16 protein-coding genes and 1 pseudogene are annotated in these 20013 nt (G+C 59.1%); 12 read left to right on the top strand and 5 right to left on the bottom strand.

Translation table 11 applies throughout. The annotated features are described in order from the left end of the window. Window positions 1–51 precede the first annotated feature (51 nt). The 4 genes from mexE (at window position 52) to QYQ93_RS13935 (ending at window position 6716) form a co-directional block, all read left to right on the top strand. Window positions 52–1293 (top strand): multidrug efflux RND transporter periplasmic adaptor subunit MexE, encoded by a 1242-nt coding sequence (gene mexE / locus QYQ93_RS13950; RefSeq protein ID WP_338474800.1) that lies wholly within the window; start codon window positions 52–54, stop codon window positions 1291–1293. 15 nt (window positions 1294–1308) lie between these two features. Continuing rightward, entirely contained in the window at window positions 1309–4488 is a 3180-nt protein-coding gene (locus QYQ93_RS13945) for an efflux RND transporter permease subunit (RefSeq protein WP_338474799.1), read from the top strand. Beyond that, window positions 4485–5900, top strand: a complete 1416-nt coding sequence (locus QYQ93_RS13940; RefSeq protein ID WP_338474798.1) for a TolC family protein — start codon at window positions 4485–4487, stop codon at window positions 5898–5900. Before QYQ93_RS13945 ends, QYQ93_RS13940 begins: the two co-directional genes overlap by 4 nt. A 291-nt stretch (window positions 5901–6191) precedes the next feature. Then, window positions 6192–6716, top strand: coding sequence for a hypothetical protein (locus tag QYQ93_RS13935; RefSeq protein WP_043049445.1), 525 nt, complete (start codon window positions 6192–6194; stop codon window positions 6714–6716). A 727-nt stretch (window positions 6717–7443) separates the two neighbouring features. On the opposite strand, the pseudogene QYQ93_RS13930 reads toward QYQ93_RS13935, so the two are convergent. Continuing rightward, a pseudogene (locus tag QYQ93_RS13930) lies at window positions 7444–7851 on the bottom strand (helix-turn-helix domain-containing protein); the annotation flags it as partial. Window positions 7852–8123: 272 nt separating this feature from the next. Here QYQ93_RS13930 and QYQ93_RS13925 point away from each other — a divergent pair. Continuing rightward, window positions 8124–8648, top strand: a complete 525-nt coding sequence (locus QYQ93_RS13925) for a hypothetical protein (RefSeq protein ID WP_124421722.1) — start codon at window positions 8124–8126, stop codon at window positions 8646–8648. A 729-nt stretch (window positions 8649–9377) separates the two neighbouring features. Here the strand turns inward: QYQ93_RS13925 and QYQ93_RS13920 are convergent. Continuing rightward, on the bottom strand, window positions 9378–10400 hold the full coding sequence (locus QYQ93_RS13920; protein WP_124421721.1) for an AraC family transcriptional regulator: 1023 nt from the start codon (window positions 10398–10400) through the stop codon (window positions 9378–9380). A gap of 168 nt (window positions 10401–10568) precedes the next feature. Between QYQ93_RS13920 and efeU the strand changes: the two genes are divergently transcribed. From efeU to efeO (QYQ93_RS13900), 4 genes are read left to right on the top strand one after another with little or no spacing between them, the layout of a single operon-like run. Beyond that, the gene (gene efeU / locus QYQ93_RS13915) at window positions 10569–11414 is read left to right on the top strand and encodes an iron uptake transporter permease EfeU (RefSeq protein ID WP_338477233.1); all 846 of its coding nucleotides are present in this window, start codon (window positions 10569–10571) and stop codon (window positions 11412–11414) included. A 10-nt stretch (window positions 11415–11424) separates the two neighbouring features. Beyond that, window positions 11425–12627, top strand: coding sequence for an iron uptake system protein EfeO (gene efeO / locus QYQ93_RS13910; protein WP_338477232.1), 1203 nt, complete (start codon window positions 11425–11427; stop codon window positions 12625–12627). Window positions 12628–12640: 13 nt separating this feature from the next. Then, window positions 12641–13945 carry an iron uptake transporter deferrochelatase/peroxidase subunit gene (efeB, locus tag QYQ93_RS13905; protein WP_338477231.1) on the top strand — a complete coding sequence of 435 codons (1305 nt, stop codon included), beginning with the start codon at window positions 12641–12643 and terminating at the stop codon, window positions 13943–13945. A 25-nt stretch (window positions 13946–13970) separates the two neighbouring features. Then, on the top strand, window positions 13971–14792 hold the full coding sequence (efeO, locus tag QYQ93_RS13900; protein WP_338477230.1) for an iron uptake system protein EfeO: 822 nt from the start codon (window positions 13971–13973) through the stop codon (window positions 14790–14792). A 71-nt stretch (window positions 14793–14863) separates the two neighbouring features. Here efeO (QYQ93_RS13900) and pssA read toward each other — a convergent pair whose 3' ends face one another. Beyond that, the gene (pssA, locus tag QYQ93_RS13895) at window positions 14864–16207 is read right to left on the bottom strand and encodes a CDP-diacylglycerol--serine O-phosphatidyltransferase (RefSeq protein ID WP_338477229.1); all 1344 of its coding nucleotides are present in this window, start codon (window positions 16205–16207) and stop codon (window positions 14864–14866) included. A 125-nt stretch (window positions 16208–16332) separates the two neighbouring features. Between pssA and QYQ93_RS13890 the strand changes: the two genes are divergently transcribed. Both QYQ93_RS13890 and QYQ93_RS13885 read left to right on the top strand, forming a co-directional pair. Then, a complete protein-coding gene (locus QYQ93_RS13890) occupies window positions 16333–16896 on the top strand; it encodes a helix-turn-helix domain-containing protein (protein ID WP_338477228.1) in 564 nt (187 codons plus the stop codon). Between the two features lie 55 nt (window positions 16897–16951). Then, window positions 16952–17431 carry a nuclear transport factor 2 family protein gene (locus tag QYQ93_RS13885; protein ID WP_338477227.1) on the top strand — a complete coding sequence of 160 codons (480 nt, stop codon included), beginning with the start codon at window positions 16952–16954 and terminating at the stop codon, window positions 17429–17431. Between the two features lie 68 nt (window positions 17432–17499). Here the strand turns inward: QYQ93_RS13885 and QYQ93_RS13880 are convergent, their stop codons facing one another. Both QYQ93_RS13880 and QYQ93_RS13875 read right to left on the bottom strand, forming a co-directional pair. Next, window positions 17500–18657: a PQQ-dependent sugar dehydrogenase gene (locus QYQ93_RS13880; protein ID WP_043049840.1), complete on the bottom strand. Its 1158-nt coding sequence runs from the start codon at window positions 18655–18657 to the stop codon at window positions 17500–17502. 11 nt (window positions 18658–18668) lie between these two features. Next, entirely contained in the window at window positions 18669–18983 is a 315-nt protein-coding gene (locus QYQ93_RS13875; RefSeq protein ID WP_338477226.1) for a hypothetical protein, read from the bottom strand. Between the two features lie 185 nt (window positions 18984–19168). On the opposite strand from QYQ93_RS13875, the gene QYQ93_RS13870 reads away from it, so the two are divergent. Continuing rightward, window positions 19169–20008 (top strand): Ku protein, encoded by an 840-nt coding sequence (locus QYQ93_RS13870; protein ID WP_217882564.1) that lies wholly within the window; start codon window positions 19169–19171, stop codon window positions 20006–20008. The last annotated feature ends 5 nt before the right edge of the window (window positions 20009–20013 follow it).

The raw sequence follows: 20013 nt of genomic DNA, 5'->3' as shown, positions 1-20013 counted from the left end.
GCCTCGCCGCGCATGATCCGCCCATCTCAAATACATTGGCGGATGCACCTCATGGAACAGTCACTCAAACATTTGCGCTTCCCCTTGGCGATCCTGGCCGTGGTGGTGATGAGCGCGTGCGGCAAGACCCCGGACCAAGCGGCCGCCATGCCCCCGGCCAAGGTCAGCGTAGCCAAGGTACTGGAGCAACCGGTCAACGAGTGGGACGAATTCACCGGGCGTCTCGAGGCGCCGGAAACCGTGCAGATTCGTCCTCGGGTCTCGGGCCAGATTGACCAAGTCGCTTTTACAGAAGGCGCTTTGGTCAAGAAAGGCGACCTGTTGTTCCAGATCGACCCTCGCCCCTTCCAGGCGGAAGTGCGTCGTCTCGAAGCCCAGCTCGCACAAACCAAAGCGGCCGCCACCCGCAGTGAAAACGAAGCGCAGCGCGGCGAACGCCTGCGCCAGAGCAATGCGATCTCCGCCGAACTGGCCGACTCGCGCACCACCGCCGCCCAGGAAGCCCGCGCGGCCATGGCCGGGATCCAGGCACAGCTGGACCTGGCCAGGTTGAACCTGAGCTTTACCCGCGTCACTTCGCCCATCAGCGGTCGCGTCAGCCGCGCGGAAATCACCGCCGGCAACCTGGTCACCGCCGATACCACCGCACTGACCAGCGTGGTCTCCACCGACAAGGTCTATGCCTACTTCGATGCCGACGAGCGTGTGTTCCTCAAGTACACCGAACTGGCCCGTGAAGGCCGGCGTGGCGCCACCACCCCGGTGTACCTGGGCCTGTCGAATGAAACCGGCAACCCGCACCTGGGCCAGATGAACTTCGTCGACAACCAGGTCAACCCGTCTACCGGCACCATCCGTGGCCGTGCGGTGTTCGACAACAGCAAGGGCGAATACACCCCCGGCCTCTATGCACGCTTGAAGCTGGTCGGCAGCGGCACCTACTCCGCCGTGCTGATCAACGATGAAGCCGTCGGCACCGACCTGGGCAAGAAGTTCGTGCTGGTGATGGAAGGCGACAAGCCGGCTTACCGCGCGGTGGAACTGGGGCCGAAGATCGAAGGCTTGCGCATTGTGCGCAACGGCCTGAACAAGGACGACACCGTGATCGTCAAGGGCCTGCAGCGCGTGCGCCCGGGTTCGCCGGTCGCGCCGGAAACCATCCCGATGGCCAGCAAGGAAACCCTCGCCGCCTTGGCCCAACAACGACAAGCGCTTGAAGCCAGCAACCTGGAGCAAGTGGCGCCGGACAAACCCGCGCCCAAGCTCGCCAGTGTCGCGACTTCACGCGATTAAGGGATACGACTCAAGATGAATTTTTCCAAGTTCTTCATTTCGCGGCCGATCTTCGCAGCGGTGCTGTCGCTGTTGATTCTGATCGCCGGTGCAATCTCGCTGTTCCAACTGCCGATCAGCGAATACCCGGAAGTGGTGCCGCCGACCGTGGTGGTACGCGCCAACTTCCCGGGCGCCAACCCCAAGGTCATCGGTGAAACCGTGGCCGCGCCGCTGGAGCAAGCCATCACTGGCGTCGAGAACATGCTGTACATGTCCTCGCAATCCACCGCCGACGGCAAGCTGACCCTGACCATCACCTTCGCCCTGGGCACCGACCTGGACAACGCGCAGGTGCAGGTGCAAAACCGTGTGACGCGCACCCAGCCCAAGCTGCCAGAGGAAGTGACGCGCATCGGTATCACCGTGGACAAGGCCTCCCCCGACCTGACCATGGTGGTGCACTTGACCTCCCCGGATCAGCGCTACGACATGCTCTACCTGTCCAACTACGCGATCCTCAATATCAAGGATGAGCTGGCCCGCCTGGGCGGCGTCGGCGATGTACAGTTGTTCGGCATGGGCGATTACTCCCTGCGCGTGTGGCTGGACCCGAACAAGACCGCTTCGCGCAACCTGACCGCGACCGATGTGGTCACGGCGATCCGCGAGCAGAACCGCCAGGTGGCAGCCGGCGCGCTGGGCGCGCAGCCTGCGCCGAGTGACACCAGCTTCCAGCTGTCGGTCAACACCCAGGGCCGCCTGGTCACGGAGGAAGAGTTCGAGAACATCGTGATTCGCGCCGGCGCCAACGGTGAAATCACGCGCCTCAAGGACATCGCCAGGGTCGAACTGGGCTCCAGCCAATACGCGCTGCGCTCGCTGATCGATAACCAGCCCGCCGTCGCGATTCCGATTTTCCAGCGTCCCGGCTCCAATGCCATCGACATCTCCAACGATGTGCGCAGCAAGATGGCCGAGCTGAAAAAGAGCTTTCCCGCGGGGATGGATTACCGCATCGCCTATGACCCGACCATCTTTGTACGCGGCTCTATCGAAGCGGTGGTGCACACCCTGTTCGAAGCACTGATCCTCGTGGTGCTGGTGGTGATCCTGTTCCTGCAAACCTGGCGCGCCTCGATTATCCCCTTGGTGGCGGTGCCGGTATCGTTGATCGGTACCTTTGCGGTGATGCACCTGTTCGGGTTCTCGCTCAATGCGCTGTCATTGTTCGGCCTGGTACTGGCCATCGGTATCGTGGTGGACGACGCCATCGTGGTGGTGGAGAACGTCGAGCGTAATATCGAGCTGGGCCTGGAGCCGTTCCCGGCGACCGAAAAAGCCATGAGCGAGGTTACCGGCCCGATCATCGCCACCGCGCTGGTGTTGTGTGCGGTGTTTATCCCGGCCGCCTTTATCAGTGGCTTGACCGGTCAGTTCTACAAGCAGTTCGCCTTGACCATTGCGATCTCGACCGTGATCTCGGCATTCAACTCGCTGACCCTGTCCCCTGCCCTGGCTGCGGTGTTGCTGCGCGGTCATGACGCGCCAAAGGATCGTTTCTCCAGGTTCCTCGACAAGCTCTTCGGTGCCTGGCTGTTCAGGCCCTTCAACCGCTTTTTCGAAAAGGCCAGCCATGGCTACGTGGGCACCGTGCGCCGAGTGATTCGCGGCAGCGGCATTGCCTTGTTCGTCTACGCGGGTTTGATGGTGCTGACATTCTTTGGCTTTGCCCACACCCCGACCGGTTTCGTACCGGCACAGGACAAGCAATACCTGGTGGCCTTCGCCCAACTGCCCGACGCTGCGAGCCTGGACCGCACCGAAAACGTGATGAAGCGCATGTCGGAGATCGCCCTTAAACAACCCGGCGTGGAAGCTGCGATTGCCTTCCCGGGCCTGTCGATCAACGGGTTCACCAACAGCCCGAACAGCGGCATCGTGTTCGTGACCTTGAAGCCTTTCGACGAGCGTAAAGACGCGAGCATGTCCGCCGGTGCGATTGCCGGTGCGCTGAACGGCCAATATGCCAATATCGAAGAAGCCTACATGGCGATCTTCCCGCCGCCGCCGGTACAAGGCCTGGGCACCATCGGCGGGTTCCGCCTGCAGATCGAAGACCGCGGCAACCTCGGCTATGACGAGTTGTATAAAGAAGTGCAGAACGTCATCGCCAAGAGCCACAGCGTGCCTGAGTTGTTCGGCCTGTTCACCAGCTACACGGTCAACGTGCCGCAAGTCGATGCCGCCATCGATCGCGAAAAGGCCAAGACCCACGGCGTAGCGATAAGCGACATCTTCGACACCCTGCAGGTCTACCTGGGCTCGTTGTATGCCAACGACTTCAACCGCTTCGGGCGTACCTATCAGGTCAACGTGCAGGCCGAGCAACAGTTCCGCCAGGACTCCGACCAGATCGGCCAGCTGAAAGTGCGCAACAACAAAGGCGAGATGATCCCCCTGGCAACCTTTATCAAGGTCAGCGACACCTCGGGCCCGGACCGGGTGATGCACTACAACGGCTTTATCACCGCTGAAATCAACGGCAACGCCGCACCGGGCTACAGCTCCGGCCAGGCCCAGGCCGCGATTGAAAAGCTGCTCAAGGATGAATTGCCCAACGGCATGACCTACGAGTGGACCGACCTGACTTACCAGCAGATCCTCTCGGGCAATACTGCGCTGTTCGTGTTCCCGCTCTGCGTACTGCTGGCGTTCCTGGTACTGGCCGCCCAATACGAAAGCTGGAGCCTGCCGCTGGCGGTGATCCTGATCGTACCGATGACGCTGCTGTCGGCCATTACCGGGGTGATCATCTCGGGCGGCGACAACAACATCTTCACCCAGATCGGCCTGATCGTACTGGTGGGCCTGGCGTGCAAGAACGCGATCCTGATCGTCGAGTTCGCCAAGGATAAACAGCAGGAAGGCCTCGACCCGCTCGCCGCGGTACTGGAAGCCTGCCGCTTGCGTCTGCGGCCGATCCTGATGACCTCGTTCGCGTTCATCATGGGCGTGGTGCCGTTGGTATTGTCCACCGGTGCCGGTGCCGAGATGCGCCATGCCATGGGTGTGGCGGTGTTCTCCGGGATGATCGGTGTGACCTTCTTCGGTCTGTTGCTGACACCAGTGTTCTACGTACTGATCCGGCGCTATGTGGAGCGCCAGGAAGCGCGCAAAGCGGCCAAGGCCTTGAAGCTGGAGACACAGCAATGAGTGTGAAAGTATTCCTGCCGAGCTTGCTGGTACTGGCGCTCGCCGCCTGTGCAGTAGGCCCGGACTACAAGACCCAGCAGTTGGAGGCGGCCAATATCATGGCCGCCGCCGACAGCAAAAGCTACGACCATGCCAAGTACGAAGGCATCTGGTGGCAGCAGTTCGACGACCCGACCCTCGACCAACTGGTGACCCAGTCACTGAGCGGTAACCGCGACCTGCGCGTGGCCTTCGCCCGCCTGCGAGCGGCACGGGCGATCCGCGATGATGCGGCCAACGACATCATGCCGGTGGTTACCTCCCGCGCCAGCAGCGATGTGGGCAAGGGCCAGATTCCCGGGCAGACCACCAAGCGCGTCAACAGCGAGCGCTACGACCTGGGCCTGGACATGGCCTGGGAGGTGGATTTGTTTGGACGCATCCGCCGTAACCTGGAAGCCAGCGACGCCGACCAGCAGGTGGCCGAGGCCGACCTGTATCAACTGCAAGTCACCATGATTGCCGAGTTGGTAGATGCCTACGGCCAGTTGCGCGGTGCGCAACTGCGTGAACGCATCGCCCTGGACAACTTGAAGAATCAGCAGGAATCGCGTGCCATCACCGTCAGCCTGCGGGATGCCGGCGTCGGTGATCAGCTCGACGTGGAACGTGCCGATGCGCGCCTGGCGGCGGTGGAAGCCAGCGTGCCGCAACTGCAGGCCGAACAAGTGCGCGAGCGCAATCGCATCGCCACCCTCCTCGGCCAGCGCCCCGACAAGCTGAGCGTGGACCTGAGCCCCAAAGACCTGCCGGCGATTGCCAAGGCGTTGCCGATTGGCGACCCAGGGCAACTGCTGCAACGTCGCCCGGACATTCTCAGCGCCGAACGCAAGCTGGCCGCCGCCACTGCACGGATCGGCGTGGCCAAGGCCGATCTGTTCCCACGGGTCAGCCTCAGCGGCTTCCTCGGCTTCACCGCCGGGCGGGGCTCGCAGATCGGTTCGGCCGCGGCGAATGCCTGGTCCCTAGGTCCAAGCATTACCTGGGCCGCGTTTGACCTTGGCAGCGTGCGCGCGCGTTTGCGTGGAGCGAATGCCGAAGCCGATGGTGCGTTGGCGAGCTATGAGCAGCAGGTGTTGCTAGCGCTGGAAGAGTCTGAAAACGCCTTCAGCGATTACGGCAAGCGCCAGCAACGTTTGGTCTCGCTGATCCGCCAAAGCGAATCCAGCCGCGCCGCCGCCGACCTCGCGGCGATCCGCTACCGCGAAGGCACCGTGGACTTCCTGGTATTGCTCGACGCCCAGCGCGAACGCCTGGCTGCCGAAGATTCCCAGGCCCAGGCCGAAGTGGATCTGTATCGCGGGATAGTTGCGATCTACAAGGCGTTGGGTGGTGGCTGGCAGCCGGACACGGTGGTCGCCAGCAGCAAGTGAGGTAAAGAGCTCCTTTGGTTGGTCGCATCCAGCCAATTTTTAGCCCTGCGGTCCATTCGGTCGCGGGGCTTTTTTTTGCCAGGACTTCCTAAAATATTGAAAGATATTTCTGTAAGACAATTAAGAAGTCCTTCGTAGGTAGTTTCCTAGTACCGCGCTATACCTAGCTTTCAGGTTTAAATACCTCAGAAACAACTGTGCATTTTCACGTAGGCAAGCGTTACGTCTACGTTAAAGTAATTGGCCCACACGTCGACAACCAAGTGCCACTTACTAATGGAGGAAGGCGACATGGCTATCATGTTGACTGCTGAGCAGATGAGGTATACCAAGGCAACCAATGCTTACGTTATTAAAAACCCTGAGCAAATAACGAATGAATTCACGATCACTGAGGAGGCCGTAGCAGCTAACACACTCAATCTTGGTGAAACAAAAAAAATCGCCGACCTGAAAGAATATTTAAAGGACTTTGACATGACAGCCATAAACTCGGACGACCTCAGAAAAGTAGCGCGACGACTATTCGACAATGAAATGATAGATATACATGCATTTGCAATATTCGCCGAAGGCAACTTGGCGAGTGGTGCAGATGGTCGTCCTACAGACACTGACGTTAAATTCAACGCCATCGCTTTGTTTAATGAACGGCTTGAGGACTACAATGATTTCCTTGAAAACAATCCTGCAGACGTGAAAGAAGATACTTTGAGGTGGCGGCGGGGGATGATAGACGCCAATCACGCGATAGGTGCATTGACCTACTTCGTCAATTCTTCCAGAAGTGATTTGAAGATTCATGAGCGAGCTTGAATCCAAGTCGTTTTTGGGCAGTGCGCTAAGGAGGATCTTAACGCACTGCCATTGCAGGCCTTCAGCGGCCGTATTTGGCGGTGCCTGAGTAGGATTTCACATCAGGGTCGGAATTGAACATAGCGACTCGATAGGTACCAAACGATCCAGAGTATGAAGCGCTGCTCCCAAAGCTTGTCGCAACAGATTGCCAAGAAACTCCCACTTGCTTTTGAATAAGCAACTGTGGCGCCCGCCCGCCTCCCGTGGAAGCTGATGCATCAATAGCCGCACCCGCACATCCATTCGCGGAAGTTATTGTGAACGGGCCATACACTGCCGTTTCCACACCAGGCTGCAAAAGCCCGCTATAGCTATCACTTATATACAGACACAAGGCCGACACCTGAGTAGAAAGAAGCATTAACGCGACACACGGTAACGCAATAAGACCTTTCATGATCTCACCTCAAATCAGTAAATAATGAATAAATACTCACTCGAAATATCTGATCTTTTATTTCCCCATAAGCGCACCTCACAGTTAAGCAACGGCTGCCAGCACACGACACTCGATATCAACCCAGCAGATATCAAGCACCCATTAATGCAGGTAGGAACACGTTGCTTACGGTGCACGAAATCAAGCGCCAAATATGCCAGCCGCTTCCTAAAACATAGAAGGGCCGCTCTGTCATACCCAGATGAAGGAATAAGTGAGAAATGTCCTAATCCCGCATAACAGCGGTTAGAACCGACTTGGCTCGTTCAAAATCAAACTCCGATAATGCCCGGGATTGGAACCTGACCACTTACGAAACGCCTTGTAGAACGAACTCGTATCGGCAAACCCCAGCCGCGTGGCGATTTCGGCAAAGCTGATCTGCGATTCCGCCAGCCACACAATCGCCAGCTCCTTGCGCACGCTGTCCTTGAGGCCCTGATAGGTCTGCCCTTCTTCCGCCAGACGTCGGCGCAATGTGGACGCAGAAATGCACAACGTAGCCGCAAGCCCGTCGGTTTCGGGCCAGGCGTCGGGAGGCATTTGCCGAAGATCATGCGTGATGCGGGTAGCAAGGCTCTCAAGGTCGCGATACGTGGCTTGCAGCCAGATACGGTAATTGCCAGCAGCAAGTGAGGTAAAGAGCTCCTTTGGTTGGTCGCATCCAGCCAATTTTTAGCCCCGTGAATCATTCGGTCACAGGGCTTTTTTTGGCCAGGACTTCCTAAAATATTGAAAGCTGTTTCTGTAAGACAATTAAGAAGTCCTTCGTAGGTACTTTCCTAGTACCGCGCTATACCTGGCTTTCAGGTTAAATGCCTCAGAAACAACTTTGCATTCTCATGTAGGCAAGCGTTACGTCTACGTTAAAGTAATTGGCGCAAGCGTCGACAACCCAGTGTCACTTAACAATGGAGGAAGGCGACATGGCTATCATGTTGACTGCTGAGCAGATGAGGTATACCAAGGCAACCAATGCATTTGTGATCAAAAATCCAGAGCAGACAACCAATGCATTTACGATTACAAAGAAGAACGTAGCGGCTGACACCCTACAGCTCAATGACAACAGTCAAATCACCCAACTCAAGGCTTATCTGAAAGATTATGACATGACGTCTATTAATTCAGACGACTTAAGAAAGGTGGGACGCACGCTGTTCGAACATGACATGATTGATATCTATGCATACAGGATGTTCATAGGTGGCAATCTGCACACCGACGCAAACGGCGTTCCAACGGAGACGCACGTAAAATTCAACGCGATTGCCTTATTTAACGAGCGACTGGTGGAGTACAGCGAATTTTTGGAAGAAAACCCTGCGGGGGCAAACGAGCATACGTTGAGATGGAGGCAGGGAATGGTAGCCGCTAATCACGCCATGGGGGCACTGGCCTATTTTGTAAACTCTTCCAATAGCGCTTTATCAGTAGATGAAAAAGCTTGATTAAGATGTTCGCAAACAGTGCGCCAATAAACCTCGTGGCGCACTGTTTGGCTTAACGGCTCAGCGGCCGTATCTAGCGGTGCCAGAATAAGATTGCGCCTCCGAACCAGAATTAATCATGACGATTCGATAGGTTCCAAACACACCAGAGTAGGACGTAGTACCTCCAAAGGTTCCAGCAACATCCCCCCAGGAAGCGCCCGCCTGTTTTTGAATAATCAACTGTGGCGCCCTCCCGCCACCGCTCGTGGAAGCTGAGACATCAATAGCCGCACCCGCACATCCATTCGCGGAAGTTATTGTGAACGGGCCATACACAGTCGTTTCGACACCAGGTTGCAAAAGCCCGCTATAGCTATCACTTATATACAGACACAAGGCCGACACCTGAGTAGACAAAAGCATTAACGCGACACACGGTAACGCAATAAGACCTTTCATGATCTCACCTCAAATCAGTAAATAATGAATAAATACTCACTCGAAATATCGGATCTTTTATTTCCCCATAAGCGCACCTCACAGTTAAGCAACGGCTGCCAGCACACGACACTCGATATCAACCCAGCAGATATCAAGCATCCATTAATGCAGGTAGGAACACGTTGCTTACGGTGCACGAAATCAAGCGCCAAATATGCCAGCCGCTTCCTAAAACATAGAAGGGCCGCTCTGTCATACCCAGATGAAGGAATAAGTGAGAAATGTCCTAATCCCGCATAACAGCGGTTAGAACCGACTTGGCTCGTTCAAAATCAAACTCCGATAATGCCCGGGATTGGAACCTGACCACTTACGAAACGCCTTGTAGAACGAACTCGTATCGGCAAACCCCAGCCGCGTGGCGATTTCGGCAAAGCTGATCTGCGATTCCGCCAGCCACACAATCGCCAGCTCCTTGCGCACGCTGTCCTTGAGGCCCTGATAGGTCTGCCCTTCTTCCGCCAGACGTCGGCGCAATGTGGACGCAGAAATGCACAACGTAGCCGCAAGCCCGTCGGTTTCGGGCCAGGCGTCGGGAGGCATTTGCCGAAGGTCATGCTTGATGCGGGTAGCAAGGCTCTCGGGGTCGCGATACTTGACCAGAATATTGGCCGGCGCATGGGCCAGGAAACGTTGGAGCTCCTGCGGGCTGCGCTTGATCGGCAGGTCCAGGCAGTCCGCAGAAAAGATCATGCGTGTACGGGGTCGATCAAAGCGCAGGTTGTCGGAAAACATCACCTGGTAATCGTCACAGAAGTCCGGCTGCGCACAGCGCAACTCAATGGCGAGGATGGGGATTCGACGCCCTGCCAGCCAACAGGCAACCCCGTGCACGATCATCCAGTAGGTGAAATAGGTGAACGCACGCTTAGGCTCAGGCTCGGGTTCGAGCAGGACGATCTCCGCCAGGCTCTGTTGGCGAACCAGCTGCGCGGGCATGCGCTCAAGCATCAGCGACAGAAACCCCAAGCCCGTTTCCAGGCCTGCGGCCAGGCTGGGTTGCGCCATGGCGGCGCGACACAGGAACGCCAGGCTGCCGGATTTGAGCTTGCGCGGGTCCATACCGAAGAACTCATCGTCCGTGCGCCGCGCCAGCAAGCGCCACAGGCGCGCATAGGCCGTGGCCGCAACCCGGGCGCTTGGCTGCTCCAGCAATGCGGGATCAATCCCGACCTTGCTTAACGCCTCAACGGTGGCCGCCCCAGGCGCACAGCTCTGCAACAGGGCTTCACGCACGAGGTGGATGGAGATAGTGTCTTTTTCCGACATGAGCTGTTGGCCAATCCGACGGCTAATTCAGTGGCCAGCATCATAAAGGCGGTTGCGCTTCGCCACCACCGTTCAGCCCAGGTTCAGCAAAGGTCAATATTTCTTGTTTAGCAATGAGTATCATTATGTTACAACTTAGCTTCCTAACTAGTTACGCCCCGGTGCCCGATGCTCGTTCCGTTTTTAATCATGTTGCGCGAAGGCATTGAAGCCGCCTTGATCGTTGGCATCATCGCCAGTTACCTGCAGCAGACCGGCCGTGGCCAGTGGATGCCTGCGGTGTGGATCGGCGTATTCCTGGCCGCGGCCCTGGCGTTGCTGGTGGGCGGAGGCCTGGAACTGGTCAGTGCGGAATTTCCGCAAAAGCAGCAGGAATTGTTCGAAGGCATCGTCGGCCTGGTTGCCGTGGGCATCCTCAGCTCCATGGTGTTCTGGATGCGCAAGGTGGCGCGTTCGATCAAGCATACCCTGCACGAATCCCTCGACCATGCGCTGGCAGGTTCCAGGCATCAGGTGATCGCGTTGATTGCCATGGTGTTTTTCGCCGTGGCCCGCGAAGGTCTGGAGACGGTATTTTTCCTGTTGGCCGTGTTCCAGCAGAGCGAAGGCCCGGGCGCGCCGATAGGTGCCCTGCTCGGCCTGATCCTGGCCATCGTCGTCGGTTTCCTCATTTATTCCGGCAGCATGCGCCTGAACCTCGGCGCGTTTTTCCGCTGGACCGGCCTGTTCATCCTCGTGGTGGCCGCCGGCATTCTCGCCAACTCGGTGCAGGCCCTGCACGAGGCCGGCGTGTGGAACCACTGGCAGACCGTGCTGTTCGATTTCAGCGCTGCGCTGCCGATGGACAGCCCCTTGGGCTCGGTACTGGCCGGCATGTTCGGCTACCAGGAGGCGCCGACGATCAGCACCCTGGGTGCCTATGTAATTTACCTGGTGGTGGCGTTGGTGATGTTCTTCCTGCCCTCGCCTCCCGCCAAGCCCGTCGCCAAGACCTCTTCCGTTTCCTGCCAGTAAGGACCGTCCCTTGTCCAACCCAACCCCTCAATCGGCCCCGCCGTCCCGCGCCTTGCGTTGGGGCGTGGCCGGGTCGGTGGTGGTGATGATCGCCGCCGGTGGCCTGTTCTACTACGCCTCGCAACTGGCCGCTACCAAACGCCAGGTCAATCACAATGAAATCGCGGTGACGATCCACGCCCACGCCTGTGAGCCCAACGCCCTCACCGTACCGGCCGGGCGTGCGAGCTTTCGTATCATCAACCGCTCCGACCGTGCGGTGGAGTGGGAAATCCTCGATGGCGTGCTGGTGGTCGAAGAGCGGGAAAATATCGCACCGGGCCTGAGCCAGGTGATCAACGCCAATCTGCAGCCCGGCGACTACGCGATCACCTGCGGCCTGTTGAGCAATCCCCGTGGCACGCTGCACGTCACGCCCACCGCTGAGTCCGACGCCCAGGCCAAGGCCAAGCCTTCGATGGTGGCCTTTATCGGTCCGCTGTCGGAGTTCCGTGTGTACCTGAGCGGTCAGGGCGGCGCCCTGATCAAGGCCGCAGCCGCCCTGCAACAGGCCATCGACGCCGGTGACCTGGCACAGGCCCAGGCGCTGTATGTGCCGGCCCGTGAAGCCTATCAGCGCCTGGCGCCGGCAGCCCAACGCCTGGCCGAGCTGGATAACGCCATCAACGCCCGCGCCGATTACTTTGAAAAACGCGAGCAGGATCCAGCGTTCAACGGTTTCCACCGCCTCGAATACAGCCTGTTCCAGCAACGCAGCCTCGATGGCCTGGCGCCTGTCGCTCAACGCTTGGTCGCCGACGTCACCACCCTCAAGCAACAGCTGCTGGCCCAGTCCCTGCCGCCGGAGCAATTGGTCAGCATTGTGGTGCGCAACCTCAACAGTCTGGCGGATGTACGCGCGATGAGTGGTGAAGAGGAGCGCTACAGCCATATTGACCTGAATGGCTTTGCCGCCAACCTGCAGGTCGCCCGCAAAGTGGTCGACCTGATGCGTCCACTGTTGACCAAGTCCGCCGCCGACCTGCTGCCCACCATCGACAGCGCGCTCAACGCCTTCGATGCCGAGCTCAATGAATTGAAGGTCGACAACCATTACGCCCGTTATGACAGCGTCACCGACGATCAGCGCAAGCAGATCGCCGACAAGGCCAAGGCACTGGCCGCCGCACTCGATGGAATCGACCCCGCCCTCGGCCTTTCCGGCCTGCAGTGAAGACGACCGCACTATGAGTGATACACCACAGTTTGATCTCCAACGCCGCCGCGTCCTGCTGGGCATGGCCGCCACTGGCGCGGCAATTGCCGGCAGCAGCTTGAGTTGCCCGGCCATGGCCGCAGCGGCAGAGCAAGTGACCAGCGCACCGCGCAGTGACAAGACCCATGACCGCCAGGCGTTTTTCGGCCAGCACCAAAGCGGCATCGTCACACCGCGCCCGGCCTGCGGCATGGTCGTGGCGTTCGATGTACTGGCCAGCGACCGTGAAGATCTGGAGCGGCTGTTGCGTACCTTGAACGAGCGCATTGCGTTCCTGATGAGCGGCGGCACCGTGCCCCAAGTCGATCCGAAATTGCCACCTACCGATTCCGGCATCCTCGGCCCGGTGGTGTCGCCGGATAACTTGACCATTACCGTGTCGGTGGGCGAGTCGTTGTTCGATGAGCGCTTCGGCCTCAGGGCGGTCAAGCCCAAGCGCCTGAGCCGCATGGTCGGCTTTCCCAACGATGCGTTGGAACCGGCGCAATGCCACGGCGACCTGAGCCTGCAGTTCAGCTCCAATACGCCGGACACCAATATCCACGCCCTGCGCGACATCGTAAAGAACCTGCCCGACCTGCTGCTGGTGCGCTGGAAACAGGAAGGCAGCGTGCCGCCCCAGGCACCGGCCAAGCCCGGCGAGCCTGCGCAGAGTGCGCGCAATTTCCTGGGTTTTCGCGATGGCTCGGCCAACCCGGATTCCAACGATGCCAAGGCCATGGACCAGATTGTCTGGGTCCAGCCCGGCAGCGACGAACCGGCCTGGGCCGCCCATGGCAGTTACCAGGCTGTGCGTATCATCCGTAACTTTGTCGAGCGTTGGGATCGCACCCCGCTGCAAGAACAGGAAAGCATCATAGGCCGCGTCAAACCCACGGGCGCCCCCATGGATGGCCAGCATGAAACCCAGGTTCCGGACTACAGCAAAGACCCGGAAGGCAAGTTGACCAAGCTCGACGCCCATATCCGCCTGGCCAACCCGCGCACCCCGCAGACCCAGGCCAACCTGATCCTGCGCCGGCCCTTCAACTACTCCAACGGCGTCAACAAAAACGGTCAGCTCGACATGGGGCTGTTGTTCATCTGCTACCAGGCCGACCTGGAGAAAGGCTTTATCAGCGTGCAAACCCGGCTCAACGGCGAGCCCCTGGAGGAATACCTCAAGCCGGTTGGCGGCGGCTATTTCTTCACCTTGCCGGGGGTCACCGGGCCCCAGGATTTCCTTGGGCGCACGCTGCTCGCCGCAACGTCTTCCCCAACCACTGCCAATACCTGAAACAAACCAGAGCGGAATGTCTCCCATGAAGAAGTCGTTTATCGCATTGCCGTTGTTAATGATGAGCCTTGCGCCGCTGGCAGCCTTCGCCGCCACCGCGCCGCTGGACCTGGTAGGCCCGGTGTCGGATTACAAGATCTACGTTACCGAGGAAATCGGCGAGCTGGTCACCCAGACCCAGGCCTTCACCGACGCCATCAACAAAGGCGACCTGGCCACTGCCAGGCAGCTCTATGCGCCGACCCGCGTGCACTATGAGGCCATCGAGCCGATCGCCGAACTGTTCAGCGACCTCGACGCGTCCATCGACTCCCGCGTCGATGACCATGAAAAAGGTGTGACGGCCGAAGACTTCACCGGCTTCCACCGCATTGAATATGCGCTGTTCGCGCAGAACTCGACCCAGGGCCTGGAGGCTCTGACCGCCAAGCTCAACGCCGATGTGAATGATCTCCAGACCCGCGTCGACGGCCTGACCTTCCCACCGGAAAAAGTCGTCGGCGGCGCCGCCGCGCTGCTGGAAGAGGTCGCCGCCACCAAGATCTCCGGCGAGGAAGATCGCTACAGCCATACCGACCTGTATGACTTCCAGGGCAACATCGATGGCGCGAAGAAAATCGTCGACCTGTTCCGTGGCCAGATCGGCCAGCAAGACCAGGCCTTCCTGGCCAAGGTCGACAAGAACTTCGCCACCGTCAACAAGATCCTGGCCAAGTACAGAACCCGGGATGGCGGCTTCGAGACCTACGACAAGGTCAAGGACAACGACCGCAAGGCGCTAGTAGGCCCGGTCAACACCCTGGCTGAAGACCTGTCGATGCTGCGCGGCAAGTTGGGCTTGAACTAAGCGATTCGAGCAAAAAAACACCCAGGTCCCGTTAAGGGGCCTGGGTGTTTTTTTACCCGTGACTTATTCGTCTACAGGATGCGGTACAGCAAACGCTCGATGCGCACCCGGCTGACCCGGCGCAGGAACTTGCCCACCGCTGGCGGATAATCCACCAGCGTCTGCAACTGCTGGTAACCCTGGATACGCGTGGTGTGCTGGAAAATCTGCGTCAACTCCGTACGCCGCGGCGCCAGCCATTGGCCTTTGGGATCGTCGATCAACAAGCCGTTTTCCAGGTCGAGGCGGAACGCCCGAGGGTTGAGGTTGTTGCCGGTAAGCAACGTGTAGCGCTGGTCAACCCACAGGCCTTTGAGGTGGTAAGTATTATCGCCATCGTGCCACAGGTGCAGGTTCAACTGGCCGCTGTCGATCATTGGCTGGTGACGCTTGGCAAACCGCCGCAGGCTGATCTCGTACAGGTACGGCAATGCCGCAATCACCTTGAACGGCTCGCTGGGCGGAATGTAGAAGTCATTGGCGGTCTTGTCGCCGACCACGATGTCGATCTTCACCCCACGCGCCAGGGCGCGGTTGATCTCGCGGGTCACCGGCAATGGCAGGTTGAAGTAAGGCGTGCAGATCGTCAGTTGCTGCTGGGCGCTGGCGATCAACTCGAGGATCACCCGGCTCAGGGGGTTGTTCTTGCCGACACCGAGCAATGGGCTGACTGACAGGTGGCCGTTGGGCAACTGCCCTGCCGTGGTGTCATAGGCCGCATGCTTGAGGCGGCTGCGCAGGTCGCCGATGTCATTGCGCAGGCTGCGGGTGGTGGGCGGGTTCGGCAGATCCAGGCGGTGTACTGCCTTGGACGCAACCAGGCCATGTTCCACCAAATGCTGCATAGAATCGGCCAACGCCTGGCTGTGGACCAGGTGGTAACGGTCGAAGCGGTATTTGTCGAACTTGTGCAGGTACACATTGTTCAGGCTGGCGCCGCTGTACACCACGCTGTCATCAATGACAAAGCCCTTGAGGTGCAACACGCCGAACAGCTCGCGGGTTTGCACTGGCACGCCATACACCGGCACTTCGCTGGCGTGGCTTTGCGTCATCGCCTGGTACCAGGCGCTGTTGCCCGGTTGCTTGCCGGCGCCGATCAACCCGCGCTGGGCCCGCAGCCAGTCAACCATCACCACGATATCCAATTCGGGTCTTGCAGCCTTGGCGGCGTGCAGGGCGTCGTAGATTTCCTGGCCCGCTTCGTCCTGCTGCAAGTACAGCGCAACGATGTAGATACGCCGCGTGGCCTGGGCGATTTTCTCCAGCAGGCAGCGACGATACGCGTCAGCGCTGGGCAGCACCTCGATGGCCTCGGGGGACAATGGAAAACCGCGCAGCTTGGGCAACAGGGAACGTTTGAAGAACGTCGGCATAAGGCTCGCAATGGGTCGAATCCGAAGAGGCCCCGAGCTTACACCATGGGGCGGCCCAGGTCTCGCCATCGACAAATGAAAAAAGCCGCTTGATCATGAAGAACGATCGTTCTACTTTAGCCAGCATGAATGATATAGCCAGCACTGAAACCCGCGACATTATCCTCGACGTCACCGAAAAGTTGATCTATCGGCACGGCATCGCCGCCACCGGCATGGACTTGCTGGTGAAAACCGCCGGTGTGTCGAGAAAAAGCATCTATCGCTACTTCGCCAACAAAGACGAGTTGGTGATTGCCGCCCTGCAACGCCGCGACGAACGCTGGATGCAGTGGTTGCGCAGCGAAGTCGAACGCAACGAGGACAGTGGGGAGCGTCTGCTGGGGCTGTTCAGTGCCCTCAAGGGCTGGTTCGGCTCGGCGGACTTCCGTGGCTGCGCCTTTATCAATACCAGTGGTGAAACGGGCAACGCGCAAGACCCGGTTCGTCTGCTGGCCAAAGCGCATAAACAAAAACTGTTCGAGTACGCACTTGAACTGTGCCAAGCACATGGCACCCCCGACCCGGAACGGCAGGCCGCGCAACTGCTGATCCTGATCGACGGCGCCATTACCGTAGCCCTGGTCATGGGCGCTTCAACAGCTGCCGATAATGCGCAATGCATGGCGCGAACGTTATTGCAACTTTGAACCCCACTGGCCAGGCAACTTTCGATCTAACTTAATTGTATTCAGGAGCCGCCCAATGTCAGCACAAACAGAAGTCCGTCCGCCCCTGCCGCCGTTTACCCGCGAGTCGGCCATCGAAAAGGTCCGCCTGGCCGAAGACGGCTGGAACTCCCGCGACCCGCAACGCGTGTCCCTGGCCTACACCCTGGACACGCAGTGGCGTAACCGCGCTGAATTTGCCCACAACCGCGAGGAAGCCAAGCAGTTCCTGGCACGCAAATGGGCCAAGGAGCTGGATTACCGATTGATCAAGGAACTGTGGGCGTTCACCGGTAACCGCATTGCCGTGCGTTATGCCTACGAATGGCATGATGACTCGGGCAACTGGTTCCGTTCCTACGGCAATGAAAACTGGGAGTTCGATGAGAACGGCCTGATGACCAACCGCTTTGCCTGCATCAACGACAGGCCGATCCAGGAAAGCGAACGCAAGTTCCACTGGCCGCTGGGCCGTCGCCCGGATGATCATCCAGGGTTGTCAGACTTGGGCCTGTAACACTCCCGTTCTGCAGCCTGATGGGATCCAATTGTGGGAGGGGCTTGCCCTCTCCCACACGAGCCTGATCAGTCCTGATTGAGCCCGACCCGATACAGCACGCCATCATCTTCATCGGTCAGCACATACAGAAAGCCATCCGGCCCTTGCCGCACATCGCGAATCCGCGCTTTCAACTCGCCCAGCAAGCGTTCCTCATGAACAACTTTGTCGCCATCGAACTGCAACCGAATCAGTTCCTGGCTGACCAGCGCGCCGATAAACACGTTGTGCTGCCACGCCTTGAAGCGGTCGGCATCATAGAACGCCATGCCGCTGATGCCCGGAGACTTTTCCCACACATGGTGCGGCGCCACCGTGCCCTCCACCGTCTTGCCCTTGGCCTCGGGAATGGGCAGCAGGGAATAGTTGATGCCATGGGTTGCCAGCGGCCAGCCATAATTCTTGCCGCGCTCGATGATATTGACTTCATCACCGCCACGGGGCCCGTGTTCGTTTTCCCAGATCGTGCCGCTCCACGGGTTCAGCGCCAGGCCTTGGGGGTTGCGCTGGCCGTAGGACCAGATCTCGGGACGTACACCGGGCTGGCCGACGAAAGGGTTGTCATCGGGTACTCGGCCATCCGGATAGATGCGCACGACCTTACCCTGCAATTTGTCCAGGTCCTGGGCCGTCGGGCGGTCGTTGTTCTCTCCCAGGGTCACGAACAGGTAGCCGTCACGGTCAAACGCCAGGCGCGAGCCAAAGTGATTGCCGGTGGACAGCTTGGGTTCCTGGCGCAGGATGACCTTGAAATCCTTCAGGCCGCTCAGGTCGTCAGCCAGACGCCCGCGCCCTACGGCGGTTCCGGCCTTGCCGCCTTCACCCCCACCTTCGGCGTAAGACAGGTAGACCATACGATCCTGCTTGAAGTCCGGCGACAGCACCACATCGAGCAAGCCGCCCTGCCCTTTGGCCCATACCTGCGGCACACCCGACAGTGGCGCGGAAAGTTTGCCGTCCGGGCTGACAAACCGCAGGTGCCCAGGACGCTCGGTCACCAGGAAGCCTTGCTGGTCGGGCAGGAACGCCAGCGCCCACGGGTGATCCAGGCCCTTGGCGATCGGCGTGGCGGTGACGCTGCCTTGCTCACTGGGAAATTGCTGGCTATCGGCGGCGTGTACCGCGCTCAACGGCACAAGAACGGTGGCGCACAATGCGGCCAACAAGGTTTTGCGTAGCAACATAAGACGAGTCCTTAGCGGCGATTGCCGTTGGCATCATAGGTGGGCGCTTTGGGTTCAGTGGCCGGGCGACTCGGCGCCGCTTCCTGCCTCGGATAGCGGTTGCCGATGCCGCCGTTTTCCACAGTCGGTCGCGGGCTGGCCGGGGTGGTCTGGATTTCACGAACAGCCGGCGCATTGGGCTGGGTGCCCTGCATGCTGTTGGGATTGGCCCGATGAATCGGGCTGTTGTTGGTGTCGTAACGGCCCGGCAGGTTCTGCGCCAGGGCCAATGGCGCCAGGGCCAGGCCCAGCGCGAGTACTGCAAGATGACGTACACAACGGTTCATGAGCAAACCTCTCTATGCCGAGTACTACCTGCGTTCGATAACACGCTACCCCGAGGGTTCGCGTTGTGACACTAAATAGTTTCTCATCAGGTGTAACACGATCTGTCCGAGCATCTACCCGTCGAAACTTTTGCCCTGGCCCGTGAGTCACCAGAACACAGTCTCTTCGTTAAGGAGTTACATCTATGCCGCGGGCAATCTGGAAAGGCGCCATCAGTTTCGGCCTGGTTCACATCCCGGTATCGCTGGTCTCGGCCACGTCATCCCAGGGTGTCGATTTCGACTGGCTGGACAAGCGCAGCATGGACCCGGTGGGCTATAAGCGCATCAACAAGACGACCGGCAAGGACGTCACCAAGGAGAATATCGTCAAGGGCGTGGCCTATGAAAAAGGTCGTTACGTAGTGCTCAGCGAAGATGAAATTCGCTCGGCCCACCCCAAGTCGACCCAGACTATAGAGATCATCGCCTTCGTCGCCAGCGACCAGATCCCGCTGCAAAACATCGACACACCGTATTTCCTGGCCCCGGACAAACGCGGCGGCAAGGTCTATGCGCTGCTGCGTGAAACCCTGAAGAAAACCGGCAAGGTCGCCCTGGCCAATGTCGTGCTGCACACCAAGCAGCATTTGGCCGCATTAATGCCTCTGGAGTCGGCCCTGGTGCTGGTGATGTTGCGCTGGCCTGCCGAAGTGCGCAGCCTGGACGAGCTGGAGCTGGGCAGCGATGTGACCAAGCCGACCTTGGCCAAGGGAGAACTGGACATGGCCAAGCGCCTGGTGGAAGACATGAGCGCCGACTGGCAGCCCGATGAGTACCGCGACAGCTTCCAGGACAAGATCATGGCCCTGGTGGCGCAGAAGGCCAAGGCTGGCAAAATCGAAGATGTAGAGACAGCCGAGGGCAGCGAAGAGCGCAAATCCGCCGACGTAATCGACCTGACGGAGTTGCTCAAGCGCAGTCTGGCGGGCAAACCGGCAGCGAAGAAGCCCGCCGCAAAAAAGTCCGGTAAAAAAGCCTCTTGAGTCCG

The sequence above is a fragment of the Pseudomonas khavaziana genome (assembly GCF_036704165.1).
Taxonomy (GTDB): domain Bacteria; phylum Pseudomonadota; class Gammaproteobacteria; order Pseudomonadales; family Pseudomonadaceae; genus Aquipseudomonas; species Aquipseudomonas khavaziana.
Note: the sequence above shows the minus strand (reverse complement) of the source record. Positions and strands in the feature narration are given on the sequence as shown.